The 15,172-nt window shown below is 30.5% G+C and carries 13 protein-coding genes; 5 read left to right on the forward strand and 8 right to left on the reverse strand.

The annotated features are described in order from the left end of the window. Positions 1 to 5 precede the first annotated feature (5 nt). On the reverse strand, positions 6 to 1,286 hold the full coding sequence (locus bvRMA01_RS00700) for a TolC family protein (protein WP_247031472.1): 1,281 nt from the start codon (positions 1,284 to 1,286) through the stop codon (positions 6 to 8). 113 nt (positions 1,287 to 1,399) lie between these two features. On the opposite strand from bvRMA01_RS00700, the gene yidD reads away from it, so the two are divergent. Beyond that, the gene (gene yidD / locus bvRMA01_RS00705; protein WP_247031474.1) at positions 1,400 to 1,693 is read left to right on the forward strand and encodes a membrane protein insertion efficiency factor YidD; all 294 of its coding nucleotides are present in this window, start codon (positions 1,400 to 1,402) and stop codon (positions 1,691 to 1,693) included. On the opposite strand, the gene bvRMA01_RS00710 is transcribed toward yidD, so the two are convergent. The 5 genes from bvRMA01_RS00710 to fliD form a co-directional block, all read right to left on the reverse strand. Next, positions 1,682 to 2,578 (reverse strand): glycine betaine ABC transporter substrate-binding protein, encoded by an 897-nt coding sequence (locus tag bvRMA01_RS00710; RefSeq protein WP_247031476.1) that lies wholly within the window; start codon positions 2,576 to 2,578, stop codon positions 1,682 to 1,684. The genes yidD and bvRMA01_RS00710 overlap by 12 nt on opposite strands. A gap of 36 nt (positions 2,579 to 2,614) precedes the next feature. Next, positions 2,615 to 3,514 (reverse strand): ABC transporter permease, encoded by a 900-nt coding sequence (locus tag bvRMA01_RS00715; RefSeq protein WP_011772105.1) that lies wholly within the window; start codon positions 3,512 to 3,514, stop codon positions 2,615 to 2,617. A gap of 6 nt (positions 3,515 to 3,520) precedes the next feature. Further along, positions 3,521 to 4,639 (reverse strand): ATP-binding cassette domain-containing protein, encoded by a 1,119-nt coding sequence (locus tag bvRMA01_RS00720; RefSeq protein WP_011772106.1) that lies wholly within the window; start codon positions 4,637 to 4,639, stop codon positions 3,521 to 3,523. Between the two features lie 129 nt (positions 4,640 to 4,768). Then, on the reverse strand, positions 4,769 to 5,773 hold the full coding sequence (locus tag bvRMA01_RS00725; RefSeq protein ID WP_247031478.1) for a flagellin: 1,005 nt from the start codon (positions 5,771 to 5,773) through the stop codon (positions 4,769 to 4,771). 121 nt (positions 5,774 to 5,894) lie between these two features. Beyond that, positions 5,895 to 7,895, reverse strand: coding sequence for a flagellar filament capping protein FliD (fliD, locus tag bvRMA01_RS00730; protein ID WP_247031480.1), 2,001 nt, complete (start codon positions 7,893 to 7,895; stop codon positions 5,895 to 5,897). 174 nt (positions 7,896 to 8,069) lie between these two features. Here fliD and nagA point away from each other — a divergent pair, with 174 nt between their 5' ends. Further along, a complete protein-coding gene (gene nagA / locus bvRMA01_RS00735) occupies positions 8,070 to 9,275 on the forward strand; it encodes an N-acetylglucosamine-6-phosphate deacetylase (protein ID WP_011772109.1) in 1,206 nt (401 codons plus the stop codon). Between the two features lie 32 nt (positions 9,276 to 9,307). Continuing rightward, entirely contained in the window at positions 9,308 to 10,111 is an 804-nt protein-coding gene (gene nagB, locus bvRMA01_RS00740) for a glucosamine-6-phosphate deaminase (RefSeq protein WP_247031482.1), read from the forward strand. Positions 10,112 to 10,203: 92 nt separating this feature from the next. Here the strand turns inward: nagB and bvRMA01_RS00745 are convergent, their stop codons facing one another. Continuing rightward, positions 10,204 to 10,815, reverse strand: coding sequence for a superoxide dismutase (locus bvRMA01_RS00745; protein WP_247031484.1), 612 nt, complete (start codon positions 10,813 to 10,815; stop codon positions 10,204 to 10,206). Positions 10,816 to 10,828: 13 nt separating this feature from the next. Then, the gene (secA, locus tag bvRMA01_RS00750; RefSeq protein WP_247031486.1) at positions 10,829 to 13,525 is read right to left on the reverse strand and encodes a preprotein translocase subunit SecA; all 2,697 of its coding nucleotides are present in this window, start codon (positions 13,523 to 13,525) and stop codon (positions 10,829 to 10,831) included. 63 nt (positions 13,526 to 13,588) lie between these two features. Between secA and bvRMA01_RS00755 the strand changes: the two genes are divergently transcribed. Together bvRMA01_RS00755 and bvRMA01_RS00760 are read left to right on the forward strand one after the other, a co-directional pair. Next, complete coding sequence (locus bvRMA01_RS00755) at positions 13,589 to 14,722, forward strand: LIC_12708 family protein (RefSeq protein WP_247031488.1); 1,134 nt, start codon at positions 13,589 to 13,591, stop codon at positions 14,720 to 14,722. A 112-nt stretch (positions 14,723 to 14,834) separates the two neighbouring features. Beyond that, the gene (locus bvRMA01_RS00760) at positions 14,835 to 15,170 is read left to right on the forward strand and encodes a hypothetical protein (protein ID WP_247031490.1); all 336 of its coding nucleotides are present in this window, start codon (positions 14,835 to 14,837) and stop codon (positions 15,168 to 15,170) included. The last annotated feature ends 2 nt before the right edge of the window (positions 15,171 to 15,172 follow it).

Genomic DNA, 15,172 nt, shown 5'->3' on the forward strand with positions numbered 1-15,172 from the left:
CCTTATCAATCCAACTTATTTATTAAATCTTTATATTCAAGTATTGCATTGGCATAATTTAGCTTATCTTGTATAAATTGTAAATCACTCTGCTTATAGGAAGCTTCAATGTCATTTAATTTAATAAGATCTATAGTACCCACATTAAAGGAATCAAAAGCTACTTGATAATTCTTCTTAGACATTTCCAAATTTATCTTGGAGTTATCTAAAATCGACTTATATAGTCTTACACTTTTGCGCTTTTGAATAATATTAGATTTAAATTCACGAATCTTATTTTCAATTTGATTCTCTAAGAATTTTAACCGATAATCTCGTTCCCATATCTCTGTAAAACTTTTTGAAAATGGCAAAACCTCGGTAAAGCTATAAGTTAATCCCAAAGAAAAATGCAACCCTTGTTTAAATGAACCACTCAAACCATCACTAAAAGAAATGCTTCCGGGATTATAAGAAGCTGAGAACGAAAACCTCGGCAAAAAGGCATCTAGCCAAAGACTCTCAAGAGTAGTTTGCATAATTTTAGTCAAATTATTTAATTCTCTCACTTCTAAATAACCGTCAATATTTATGACTTCATCAAACAATGAAATGTCTAAGATTTCATCTGATAATTCTCCTGTAGTCTCAAAATCTTGCAAGACATCCAATCCTAATAATAATTTAAATCTTTCTTTTGTTTCTTCAAACTTAATAATTTGTTCATCTAAACTAGGCTGAAATTTAATATGCTTAAGCTTAGCATCAAGATAATCTATCTCAGAAATAAGCCCATTATGATAAGAAATTTTTACTTGCTCAAATTTAAGTTTGCTATTTTCAAACTGACTTTCCAATACTTCTAAAATACTTTTGAAAGCTAAAAGTTCATTATACATTTTAAGAACATTTAACCTAATATTTTTAATGACTTTTTCTCTGTCTATCTTAGCAGCCTCATAATTAAAAACAGTAAGTCTAATGTTATTAACAATAGATGGGGATACTGAAAGATCAGCAGCAACACCAAAATTCAAGTTCCACTCTCCCCTCCCTTCTACATTAGGCATAAAAGAGTTTTGCCTTGAAAAATTTGAAGAAAACCCCAAATTTGGGATCAAAAGATTCCAAGAATTATCTTTATATAATTTTTTTATCTTTTCTCTATACTCAGCATCTCTAGATTCCAAACTATTCTCTAAAGCCATACGAATAGCATCTTCAACAGATATTTTAATAACTTCTGCATAAGAAGAAAAAGATAAAATAAAAATTAATATTAACCTCTTAATATTTACTCCCATAAATAAATATAGTAAAATATCTATTTCTTAATATAAGAAAATTTAACAATACTAATAATAATAATTTTTAACATAACATGATAATAGTATTATATTGTAATATTATTACATTCATGCATATTTTTAAAAAACTTTTTATAATATTCAACTTGATACTCATTTTATTAATCAAAATATATCAAAACACTCTTTCCAAAATCGTTGGTTTTCACTGCATATATGAACCTAGCTGTTCAAATTACGCACTAGAATGTCTCAAAAAATATAACATCATAACAGCTCTTATTTTAATTACATTAAGACTGCTTAGATGCAATGCTCTATTTAAAGGGGGGAGTGAATCATTGACAACTGAAAAGCCAATATTAAATTCATTAAAAATTTTTAAAACAAGATTAATTAAATAAATCTTTGTATTTATCTGGAACCCAATTTTTGACATATTCTTTATGAAGATCAACGAATTCAACAGCATTCCCATACTCATGTCCAGGCTCCTTATAATTTTTCTCTATTAAAGGCAACAACAAATCATCACCCCAATAAAAATTATCAAACAAATAATAAGCATCGGGATCAGCATCCTCAAGTCCAATTCTAACAAGAGAATGAATACTCTCAGGGCCTCCCATTGACAACAAAGGATCATCTAAAAATTTAATATTATATTTGGTAAATGCCCAATGGGGCTTCCATAAAGGAACTAAAATCCACTCATGCTTTTTAATGGCAGATTCTAAACTTGCAAGCATTACGCTCTCACTTGAAGAGATGAGTTCATATTCTTTATCCAATCCATAACGCTTGAGGGTTTCTTCTACAGAAAGCTGCGTACCCGCTCCAGCATCTATTCCTATCATTTTATTTTTAAATTCAGCTCCTCTACCCTTAAGTTCAGAAATGCTTGAAATTGTAACATAACTTGGCACCACAAATCCTTGTAATGTTCCTTCATAATTAGCACCAAGATCAACAAACTTATCTTTAAATTTTTCATAATAAAATTTATCGGCCGTAGGTACCCATGCAGATACCATACCATCCACCTGCCCCGATGCTAAATACTGATACATTATAGATGTTGTAACAGGCAATATCTCCACATTATATCCTATTTTTTCAAAAACAACTTTCATAATATTGGTAGCAACCGTTTCTCCTATCCAATTAACATATGCAATCTTGACTGATCTTACACTTTTAAAGCCACTATCCTTAGAATTATCATTCTTATCACAAGAAAACAAAATTAAAATAAAACTTACAAAAACAGATATCAATAAACCTTTCATAGATCAATTCTCCTACTACTACATAAAAATAAAACATTATTTATTATACATTTCCAAAAATCTTTTAAACTTATTTTCTTTTTTCACCCCATAATTATCAGTATTTAAGTAACTAAACTTGATAAAAATAGCCTGCATAATTCTATCCAAAATAATAGCTATTACTACAACAGCTAATCCAGATATTAAGCCTTCACCAAAATGTAATCTCTCAACAGAATATATTACACTTCTACCAAGCCCTGATGAACCAACCATTGCCGCTATTACTATCATAGATATTGCCATCATTATTGACTGATTAATTCCCTCTATTATGCTTTGCAGAGCCAATGGCAACTGGATCTGAAAAAGAATACGAATATTACTACTTCCAAAAGACTTTGCAGCCTCAATGACCTCCCCTGGAACTTGAATAATCCCTAGTCTTGTATATCTAATGACTGGGGGCATTGCAAAAATTATTGTAGCAAAAATAGCTGAAGATGTACCCATACCAAAAAAAGGTATAGCTGGTATTAAATAAATAAACGGGGGCATTGCTTGCATTAAATCAAGCAATGGTTTTAAAAATACATAAAATTTTGAATAATATCCACCTAAAATACCTATTAAAATTCCCCAAATTACCGAAAAGAAAACAGACACAAAAATAATTGATATCGTATCCATTGAAACTTCCCAAAGATTAAAATATAAAATAAAGCAAAATCCTAACATAATCAAAAGAGCTAATCTTTTCTTTAAAAATAAAAAGCTTAAAACACAAATTAGAATAATAAAAAAAACAGGATTAATCAAAAGAAACAACTTTTTCAAATTGTCATAAAAAAAAATTACGATTTTCGCAAACCCTATACCGTTAGAATCCGAAAAATTGTCAACTAAAAAATTAAAAGCCTTATCTATATTAGCAACTATAAAATCTCTATTCATACATAACTATCTCGCCAATAAACCAGCAATCTCCCCTAAATCAATGTATCCAATAATATCATCTTGCTCACCTTTTATAATCAAATAATCCAACTTATTTAAATACTTAACAACACTTTTGATCTCATCATCCAAACCTAAATTTAAAGAAACAAGATTATTACATTTTTTATTAACAGACAAATCATACAAATTAAAATTATTATTCTCTTTTTCAAGAATAACATTACATTTATCAGTATCACCATTAAGAGTAAAATCCATTTTAATAATATCCTTAATTTTTAAAATATTTAAAACGGGAAGATTTTTAATAAAATTAGCTATAAAATCGGTTTTGGGATCTCTTAATATTTCTAAGGGTCTACCCACCTGAACAATCTCACCATCCTTCATAAAAGCAATTCTATTTCCCAATTTAAAAGCTTCAATCAAATCATGAGTAATAAATACAACCGTCTTTTTTAATTTGTCTACCAACCTTAAAAGCTCACATTGCATTTCTCCTCTAATTAAAGGATCAAGAGCTGAAAAAGCCTCATCCATTAAAAGTATATCGGGGTTAACCACTAAAGCTCGTGCTATGCCTACTCTCTGTTTCATTCCACCTGAAAGCTCATTTATATATTTATATTCAGAATCTTCAAGCCCCACAAGTTTTAAAATATCAAGAGCTCTTTGAATCCTAATTTTTTTAGGAACATTCTTAACTTCAAGTCCATAAGTCACATTCCTTAAAACATTCATATGTGGAAAAAGCCCAAAATTCTGAAAAACCATGGCAAATTTATCTTTTCTTAAAGCAGATAGTGCTTTTTGATTAATATCATTCATTTCAATATTATCCACCAAAATAGACCCGGAATCGATTTTGTGTATACCATTCAAACATCTAACAAAAGTAGATTTACCACAACCTGACATACCCATAATAACTAAAATTTCATTCTCATAAACATCAAGACTGATATTTGCATTTGCAATAAAAACAGAAGATTCTTTGTAAATGTCAGATCTATCTTTACCACTCTCATAACTCTTTATAGCCTTAACTATTTGTTTTTTATTTTTATTATAAGAAAATGTTTTATAAAGGTTCCTGACTTTAACACTAGCCTTAGACAAAGCAAACTCCTAATGTAAAAACATTATAATTCCATATAAATCAATATTAATTATACTAAAATATCAGAATTTTGATTGACACAAATAAAAATAAGGGTCTTTTAAGAGACCCTTATTGAAAAATCAAATTTATCTAAGCAATGATAATACATACTGAGGCACTTGATTTGCTTGTGCAATCATAGCCATTGCGGATTGTGTCAAAATACTGTTAGTTGTAGATGCCACAATTTCATCTGTCATTGTTGCATCTTGAATTTGAGCATAAGATGATTTTAAGTTTTCAATAGCATATTCTGTGCTAGCCTTAATAGACTCAAGTCTATTTTGGAAAGCACCAAGATTTGCTCTTTGATCACTTACCATTCTAATAGCATTTTCTATCTTTGAAAGTGACATATTAGCATCAATAGTAGTTGTAACATTAACTGGAGAATTAACTCCACCTTGAGCTGGAGCTGCTGCTGGTGCTGGAGCAGCTTGAACTCCCTCTTGTTGTGCACCTTCCTGAGCTGGAGAAACCTGCACACCTTCACCTGCAAAAAGGTTTGCAACATTAGCTGCATAAATATTAACAGCAATTGCTTCATCCTGATTTGCACCCACATGTACTCTTAATGTCCATGAAGCTTGTGATCCAGCTAATGATGCTGGTGTGTTAATTTTTGCAGGTTGCATTCCAAGCTCTTCAGCTGTTTTTATATTTTGAGCAGCTGACTTGTTGGACAACATATGCATTTGGTTGTATTGAGCTTGATCAGCAATTCTGTTGATTTCATCTGTAAGTTGCTCAATTTCAATTTGAATAGAACCTCTGTCTGCATCTGAATATGTACCATTACCAGACTGAACAGCAAGTTCTTTCATTCTTACTAATACTTTCTCTACTTCATTTAAATTCCCTTCTGTTGTTTGAATAAAATTTATAGCCTTTGAAGTATTTCTAGAAGCCTGAGATAATCCTCTAATTTGAGCATTAATCTTTCCTGCAACACCCATTCCAGCAGCATCATCAGATGCACGATTAATTCTATGCCCACTAGAAAGTTTTTCTTGAGTTTTGCTAAGATTAGCAGCATTAATGCTATTATTCCTTGAAGCATTTATAGCTGACGTATTATGATTTATGATCATATATCATTTCCTCCGTGATAAATTAATATAATTTTTTGATATTTTAGACAAATCCATTCGTCTTTTTAAAAGGATATCACAAAAACAAGAAAAAAATAAATACAATATTAATTTAAATTTGTTATCTGTTTTGCCTCTGAAGATTCAAAGACTTAAGGATTTCCTCTTGCTCCTTCATACGCTTCACAGTGAAATCCAAAGTATTAAGTTCTCCTTCAACCTTTTGCTCTCTTTCCTCATACTTCTTTTTATAATCTTCAACCACATTTTTCTGATTGGGAATTTTAAGATCATAATTTCTGATCTTATTATAAATAAATCCTCCAGAACTTATCAAAGGAGATAGATAATCACCCAGCATCTTAGCAAGTCCATCATCATAAATGCGGTCATCATTAAAATCAACTGCAAAAAGTTCCTTGACTGAATTAATATTGCTTTGTATTATCTCATTAAATTTTTTCTCGTCAAGCCCTAAATAACGAGAAAGCCCTCCTGATGAAGACATAGAATTAGTAAACACCCCTATTTGATTGATAATCGAAAAATTAGGATCATTAGTCCTATAAGAATTAAACATGATTAATTCTAATCTTGATCTAAGATTTTTCAATGCAAACTCCGCCCTAAGGATTCCCAAATTCTTATAAGCTTCTTCCCTCTCTTCATCACTGAAATAGGACCATTCTTCAAGTACATCTGATTTTTGACCTTCCAAATTACTCTCATTTGAACTTACAATATTAATTTCAGCAAGAACCTGATTATAAGCTACCAAAAAATCTAATAAAAGTTTTTTAATTCCCTCATAATCAGGCTCAACTCGAACAACGATAGTATCATCTGATGCTTGTTTTAAATTCAATGTAACATTAGGAATTAAATCATTAACAGTATTCGAATCACGCTCAACATCAACTCCATCAAACTTCACCTTTGCATTTTCTGCAAAGCTCTTGGCATTTATTGGCAAGAAACCATCTCTATTCTTTGGATCAAAGATCTCAATATTGCGAATAACAAAAACCTTATTATTAACTTTATTTTCGATATTGATCTCTTTTAAATCCAAAAGTGAACCTATTTCAACCTCGACTTTTTCAAAATCACTTGCAACATTTATTGGGGGCAATTCCAAGGAATTTGTACCACTATGAATTTTAATCATATTCATCTGAATATACTTTCTCTCTTTCAAAGGAAGTTTATGATCAGATTCAAGATTAATTATACTATCTTCACCCTCAACCTTAGCATCCTCAAATGTAGCCTCGCCAGGATTAAAAACAATCTCGTTTAAAATGCCTTTATCATCTGAATCATAATATTTAATTTCAAATTTAATTTTACTTCTACTACTAACCTCAATATTTTCTGGAATACTTATTGAAATCTCTGAGAGAGGCTCTAATACAATATCATCCTTATCAAGAAAAATTTTATTACTACTACTTTGTTGACTATTAATAATTTCTGTTAAATTAGGACTAAAATTTGTTGTAAGCTCACTTAAAATACCTATCTGTTTAGCAAGATTTAAAGCCTCACCTTTCATGATAAGTTTATTGTTTGCACCTTCCTTTAAAGACCGCAAAATCAACCTACTATTTCCAGCACTATCACTTCTCACAACTTTAGCAGATAAAAACCCCTTGCCTCGATTATTAATATCCTTTACAAGAGACTCAATATCTCCATTATTCCTAATCTTAATCTCTTTATTACCAACTAAAAATATATAGTCTCCTGAAGGAATACTAATCTCCTTTTGTTTAAAATTCGCAGATAAAAAAATATCGGAACTTGCTATTTGATTAACATCAATTTTATAAGTTTCATTTTTAGCTCCATAACGAGCGGATAAAGAGAGAACATCATTATTACTAGAATTACCTGACATGTAATTAAAAGGACTATTAAGAGAGGTGATTTGCCTTGCAAGTGAATTTAAAGTAGAAATCTTTTTATTAATCATTTGCCAAGCTCGTTTCTCTTGCTCTAAGTTTTCAAGCTTTTTTACAGATGAATCTATCTTGGCCTTATCAGGTTTAAGCATCGATTCACGGATTTCTTTAGTATTATATTTATTATCCACACCTGGAACAAAAAATCCAGAAGACATTACAACACCCCTTAATTAGAAATTTTAACATAAAAAATATAAATTTTTACACACAAAATCATATCTTACTTCAAAACTAACAACAGAGCTCCCATTAAAAGACAAATAAAAAAACAAGCATCTTTAAAAAAGATATTTGCTTATAGTAAAATTTAAGTCTATAGGAGAGTAAATATGCCAAATTTTTGTTTATTCAATTCAAAATCTGTTCTGACAGGAAATGATAAAATAGACAATTCAGCAGTCCTTATTAAAGACAGTAAAATCTTTGATATCGTAACAGCTGATCGACTTGAAAAAATTGATCTACAAAACTATGAAATGATTGATGTTAAGGGAAACTATATCACACCTGGTCTTTATGACAATCACATACATGGATTTCACGGATACGGAACCGACCAATGCTCAACAAACTCAATAATTAAAATGTCACAATATTTAGCAGAGTATGGAGTAGTAGGATTTTTACCAACACTATATCCACGTCCAACTGAAGAAATGATTGAAACAATCAAAGCATGTACCGCAGCAATAGGCAAAGAAAAGGGTGCAAAAATTTTAGGACTTCATCTTGAAGGACCATTTTTCTCTCCTGAAAAAAAAGGCGCCCATCCTACCTCCTATCTTCAACAACCAAGCATTGAAGTTATGAAAAAATTTATAGACGCTGCGGGGGGTACCTTTACGGATTCGTTCGGAAGAAAAAGAACAAATATTGCAACAATGACCGTTGCACCTGAACTTAAAGGCATGAGAGAGCTTGCAATGTTTTGCATGGAAAACAACATCACACTTCAAGCAGGACATACCAATGCAAAATATGAAAATATGATTGAGGGCTTTCAAGTAGGCATACTTCACACAACACACTTTTTCAACGCAATGTCAAAACTTGATCACAGAAATCCAAATGCAATAGGAGCAACTTTAATCCACGGAGATGTATCTTGTGAAATTATTGCTGATGGACATCATATTCATCCAAAACTTGTTTTAATGCTTAGGAAACTTAAAGACATAAGCAAATTAGTGCTTGTAACTGATGGATTAACCCCAACACTACAACCATCTGGAAAATTAATAGCTAATGGAGAAGAAGTATACCTTAACGATGACGGATTATTTCATATTGTAGAAAGCGACACAATTGCAGGATCGGCTCTCACAATGATACAAGGCATTAAAAATTTAGTAGAATTTGGATATAGCTTAAGCGATGCCATTCAAGCAAGTTCATACAATCCAATAAGGATAATTAATCTTGAAAAAAAAGGATTAATATGTCATGGTTATGATGCAAATATAAATGTCCTTGACAAAGACTTAGATTTAAAATTAACAATGATAGAATCAAAAATCATTTTCAACAAACTTTGATTTTATTCATTTATAAATATAAGGAGCAATAAATGAGATTAATCATTAGATCTAACTATAATGAGATTTCAAAATGGGCTGCTAATCATGTAGCTATGAGAATAAAAAAGTTTTCACCAACAAAAGAAAAACCATTCATTTTAGGACTTCCAACGGGTAGCTCACCAATTGGAATGTATAAACATTTAATTGAAATGAATAAACTTGGAAAAATTTCATTTGCAAATGTAGTCACATTCAATATGGATGAATACATAAAATTAGATAAAAATCATCCTGAAAGTTATCACTCATTTATGTGGAGCAACTTTTTTTCACATATAGATATCAAAAAAGAAAATATACACATGTTAAATGGTAATGCTACTAATCTTATAAATGAATGTGAAGAATATGAAAACAAAATTAAATCTTACGGTGGTATTATGCTTTTTGTAGGAGGAATTGGACCTGATGGTCATATTGCCTTTAATGAACCCGGATCATCACTGAACTCAAGAACAAGAATTAAAACTTTGACTCAAGACACAATTATCGCAAACTCAAGGTTTTTTGAAAATGATATTAATAAAATTCCCAAAAGTGCCTTAACAGTAGGAGTAGGAACGATTATGGATTCAAAAGAAATTATGATTATAGTAAATGGACATAACAAAGCAAGAGCATTAAAACATGCTATTGAAAAAGGAGTAAATCATATGTGGACAATTAGTGCTCTACAGTTACATAAAAACGCAATCATAGTATCAGACGAAGCTGCAACATATGAACTAAAAGTCGGCACAGTAAAGTATTTCAATGATATCGAAAGAGATAATTTTAATAACGACATATAACATTATTGATTTCTAAAGATAGTAAATACAACATAAACTAAGCACAAGACATAAATTCTTTAAGCTTAGTTTACGAAACGCTTAAAATAACATTATTCTACGATTTCATTATATACTCTTGAAACCTCTTCCCAATTTAAAACCTTAAAGAACGCATCAATATATTCAACTCTTCTATTTTGATATTTAAGATAATAAGCATGTTCCCAAACATCAATACCTAAAATAGGTTTATAGTCTTCCATCAAAGGACTGTCCTGATTTGGTCTTGATATTATTTGCAATTCTTTACTTGCATGAAGAACTAGCCAAGCCCAACCACTTCCAAAAACACTAATAGCTGAATCTCTTAAGGCCATCTTAAGATTATCAAGACTGCCAAAAGTAGCATTTACATGCTCTTCAAAATTTTCTAAAATATTATCTTTGTTACCAGGTCTCAAAATCCTAAAATACAAAGTATGATTAGAATACCCACCAGCATTATTCCTAATAGCTGCTTGGAACTCTTTGGGAAATCGCTGAATATTTTTTAATATACTTTCAATATCCTGAGAATAATTTATTTCTGTCTTCTCAAGAACAGAATTTAAATTTACTGTATATGCATTATGATGTTTACTATGATGAATTTCCATTGTCTTAGCATCAATATATGGCTCTAAAACATCATAAGCATAACCAAGTTCTGGTAATTTAAACATAAAATCCTCCTTTTTAGCTTTTTCCATGACAATTTTTATATTTCTTTTCACTGCCACAATAACAGGGTTCATTCCTCCCAATTTTAGGAGTACTTCTAATTATTTGAACTCCTACTGTATTACCTTTATCTGCCGAAGCAATGCCCGAAAATTCTTTATGAGTAGCACGAACATTTTTAGGCTTTTTATTTTTATAACCACTAGAATCAACATCAACTCTCACCTGCAAAGTTCGCCTTAAAGTTTCAACCTTAATATCTTTAACAAGCTCACTAAAAATCGCAAAACCTTCTTCCTTATACTCAGTAATTGGATTTTTATTAGCATAAGATCTCAGATAAACCGATTCTCTTAAAGAATCAAGATTTGCAAGATGATCTTGAAACTTAGAGTCAATATTCCTTAAATATTCATGTTTTAAAAATTCATTAAAAAATTCAACTCCAATTAATTCTTCCTTTGCATCTAAATTAGCCCTTGCAATTTCCATTAACTTATTTTTCAAATCCACAATATTCATGGTTTCAATAGAACCAACACTTTCCATCATATAAGCAAAAATTGAATTTATCTCATTTAGTACAGAACTCGTAACTACTTCTCCCTTAACTTGATCAAATAAAAAATCAAGATATTCCCTTAAAGAGAGAAGAATACGTTCCTTAATATTATTATCAACAAGAATTAAATTTCTTTGAGAATAAATAAACTCCCTATGCTTTGTTATAACATCATCGTACTCTAAGAGATGCTTTCTAATCTCAAAATTTCTATCTTCCACACGCTTTTGTGCATTAACTAAGGATTTCGTTAACAAAGAATGCGCAATAGGCTCACCTGTTGCCATGCCAAGTTTTCCCATCAAAGCTCTCAAATTATCGCCTGCAAAAAGCCGCATCAGATCATCTTCAAGAGATACATAAAACCTTGACCGACCAGGATCTCCCTGTCTTCCTCCTCGTCCCCTAAGCTGATTATCTATTCTTCTTGACTCATGGCGTTCACTACCAATAACATAAAGCCCACCAAGAGCTTTTACTTCTTCATAATCTTCAAGATACTGTTCTCTCTCACTTTGCATAGCCTTCTGAAACTCTTCAAGACTCATGCCCGTTCCAAACTTTTTACGAACCCGATGCTCAAGATTACCCCCAAGCTTAATGTCAGTACCACGTCCAGCCATATTAGTTGCAATTGTAACAGAATGTTTTGCTCCTGCTTCAGCAATAATTAACGCTTCACGAAAATGATTTTTTGCATTTAAAACTTCATGTTTAATACCTTTATTTTTAAACATATTTGAGAGAATTTCAGATTTTTCAATAGACACTGTCCCAACAAGCACAGGTTGTCCTTTCTTATAAGCCTCATAAACTTCATCCGTAATTGCTTTAAATTTAAATTCCTCAGTGTAATAAATAATATCATCCTCATCTATTCTTGCTACCAATTTATTAGTTGGAACAACTATAACATCAAGATTATATATTCTATGAAATTCTTTTGCCTCTGTATCAGCCGTACCAGTCATGCCAGAAATTTTTTTAAACATTCTAAACAAATTTTGAAATGTAATCGTCGCCATAGTTTTATTTTCACTTGCAACTTTAACACCTTCCTTAGCCTCAATAGCCTGATGCAATCCATCAGAATATCTGCGCCCTTTCAAAATACGACCTGTAAACTCATCAACAATTTCAACTCCAGAATCCCCAACAATATATTCTCTGTCCTTTAAAAAAAGTAAATGAGCTTTTAATGCCTGAGTCATATAATGAACATAATTAAAATTAGAATCAACATACATAGATCCCTTAATTATGCCTTTTGAAACCAAAATTTGTTCGAGATTATTTAAACCATTTGCCGTAAAAGATACTCTCTTACCCTTTTCATCAATCGTATAATCCCCATCAAGCTCATCGATCTCTAAAGGATAATCTCCAGTTTTTGGATCTTTAGAGCATTCTTTTAAAAGCGAAACAAGAGAATTGACCTCAAGATAAGCACTAGTATCTCCTTCTGTAGAACCTGAAATAATTAAAGGGGTTCTAGCCTCATCTATCAAAATAGAATCAATCTCATCGATAATACAATAATTAAAATTTCTTAAAGATTTTTGAGACAAATCAAAGCACATGTTATCTCTTAAATAATCAAATCCAAGCTCATTATTTGTAACATAAGTAATATCTTTATCGTACTCTACCTTACGTCTAGCAGAATCCATATTAGACAACACAACACCAACACTAACTCCTAAAAGCTCAAAAACCGGTTTCATCCAATTTGAATCACGCTCCGCAAGATAATCATTAACTGTAACGATAATAACACCATCACCCGTTAAACTATTAAGGTAAGCAGCTTGCACTGAAGATAAAGTCTTACCTTCCCCCGTTTTCATCTCTATTATTTTACCCTGATGGAGCGCAAGTCCAGCAATAAGTTGAACATCATAAGGTCTCTCCTTAAGTCGCCTTCTGGCAGCTTCTCGCGAAAGTGCAAAGGCTCTCTCTAAAATATCTTCTAAAGTTTTACCTTCCTTAAGTTCATCTCTAAATTTTTCTGTTTCCATAGCAAAATCTTCATCTGACAAAGACAATGCCCAAGACTCAAGCTTATTAATAGTTCTCAAAACAGGAAAATAACTTTTTAGATCCCTTTTACTTTTTGAACCAATAGTTGCTTCAAATATCGCTCTTAACATATCAGGTATCAATTCTCCTAAAATAATTGACTTTCAACCATTTAAAATAATAACATCTAAAACATGAAAAAGTTTTATAAAATTCATTTAAATTTACTTTTTATGATTATATCATGTAATATCAAAACTTTAAACGAACTTGGGGAACAACAATTTAAAATACCATTTGGAACGTTACCTGGAGAAATAACACCACTTGTAAACAAATTTACCAATTCAAGCTTTGATATCAAAACATACAATGGACTTGTATACATTGTAGAGGCAAAAGCAAATAAACTCATGATTTTTAATTCTTATGGAAAATTAATTCAAACTTACCAAAATGACATATTCAAAACAAATTCTGACCTTAAAATCAAAAAAGTAGATTTTGAAAATATTAAGGCAATTTATCCATCAAAAGACTTTATTGTAGTATCAGATAAGCTAAATAATAAGAAATCTAAATTTGATGAGAAAGAAAATATAGCATACTCTACACGAATATTTATTTTAAATAAAGATTCATCTGTAGAAGTATTGGGACAAGAAGGACGGAATGGAACAATATTTCCACAAGTTTACGATATCAATATTGACGATAAAAACAACATAGCAATAATAACTATATCTAATGAAGGATATATAATATACTCCTATGATAAAGAGCTCTCACCCCTCTACAAAATTTATGTTAATACAAATATATTACAAATACCGGAAGAAGAGAAAAAAAAATATAACATATCAATAGATAAAGTATTTTTTGAAGTAAACAAAAAAATCATTTATATAAAGACAACTCACTATGAAAACATTAGAACCAATGAAAACATTAACGACCTTGGAGTGAGGATCAAAAATCAATATTTTTATACAATGCTCTTAAACAAAAATAAGGAATTTGAAATAAAAAATAAAATTACACTACCCCAAAACTTATTAGACGATCAACAAGAAAGTTTTATAAATATCATTGGAATTCAAAAAGATAAAATAATAGCATCCACTAACATGAAGAACCTGTATAATACTTTAATATGGAAACTGGACAATAAGGGCAAAATAAAAGAACAAATGGTCCTAATCGAACCACCGAACCTTAAATTTCTTGCTGAAAGCCTATCTAAGGATGGAATACTTAGTATACTTTATGGAGAAAAAAGTGGAGTCAGTGTCTATTGGTGGAATTTAAATACTTTACTTAAACTATGAGATAATTAAAAAGCCAACCTTTATGAGAAATAAGAATTGCAAAAGTAAAATACAAAATAATCATAAACAAAGACTAAAAAAAAATCTAACTCTGGGAATAATCTTTGTCACTATGCTAATTATTATCAAAATTGTATTAATTCCCAAATTACAAAAATTGGAAAGCAAATACAAACCTACCATCACAATAGAACATAAAATAAAAAATGAAAACCTATATATCAAAATCAATATTAAAAGTCAAAACATAAAAAACTTAGGAAAAGCCAATATAGAAGTATACTTAGATAATAAACTTATTGAAAATAATATGATTTACATAGACAAGATTAACTATACATTATATACTAATGTTGCATACAGGAAAGAGGGTTTATTAAACATAGTGCTAATAAATCAGAAAGGCGATAAGGCATATTTTAGTAAAAGATTAGATCTTGGAGGATAATA

This window comes from Borrelia venezuelensis (genome assembly GCF_023035835.1).
Classification (GTDB): domain Bacteria; phylum Spirochaetota; class Spirochaetia; order Borreliales; family Borreliaceae; genus Borrelia; species Borrelia turicatae.

Bases quoted from the DNA above. Each gene is read 5' to 3' on its own strand.
- bvRMA01_RS00700 (WP_247031472.1), bottom strand. From the start codon at position 1,286: ATGGGAGTAAATATTAAGAGGTTAATATTAATTTTTATTTTATCTTTT.
- yidD (WP_247031474.1), top strand. From the start codon at position 1,400: ATGCATATTTTTAAAAAACTTTTTATAATATTCAACTTGATACTCATT.
- bvRMA01_RS00710 (WP_247031476.1), bottom strand. From the start codon at position 2,578: ATGAAAGGTTTATTGATATCTGTTTTTGTAAGTTTTATTTTAATTTTG.
- bvRMA01_RS00715 (WP_011772105.1), bottom strand. From the start codon at position 3,514: ATGAATAGAGATTTTATAGTTGCTAATATAGATAAGGCTTTTAATTTT.
- bvRMA01_RS00725 (WP_247031478.1), bottom strand. From the start codon at position 5,773: ATGATCATAAATCATAATACGTCAGCTATAAATGCTTCAAGGAATAAT.
- fliD (WP_247031480.1), bottom strand. From the start codon at position 7,895: ATGTCTTCTGGATTTTTTGTTCCAGGTGTGGATAATAAATATAATACT.
- nagA (WP_011772109.1), top strand. From the start codon at position 8,070: ATGCCAAATTTTTGTTTATTCAATTCAAAATCTGTTCTGACAGGAAAT.
- nagB (WP_247031482.1), top strand. From the start codon at position 9,308: ATGAGATTAATCATTAGATCTAACTATAATGAGATTTCAAAATGGGCT.
- bvRMA01_RS00745 (WP_247031484.1), bottom strand. From the start codon at position 10,815: ATGTTTAAATTACCAGAACTTGGTTATGCTTATGATGTTTTAGAGCCA.
- secA (WP_247031486.1), bottom strand. From the start codon at position 13,525: ATGTTAAGAGCGATATTTGAAGCAACTATTGGTTCAAAAAGTAAAAGG.
- bvRMA01_RS00755 (WP_247031488.1), top strand. From the start codon at position 13,589: ATGAAAAAGTTTTATAAAATTCATTTAAATTTACTTTTTATGATTATA.
- bvRMA01_RS00760 (WP_247031490.1), top strand. From the start codon at position 14,835: ATGCTAATTATTATCAAAATTGTATTAATTCCCAAATTACAAAAATTG.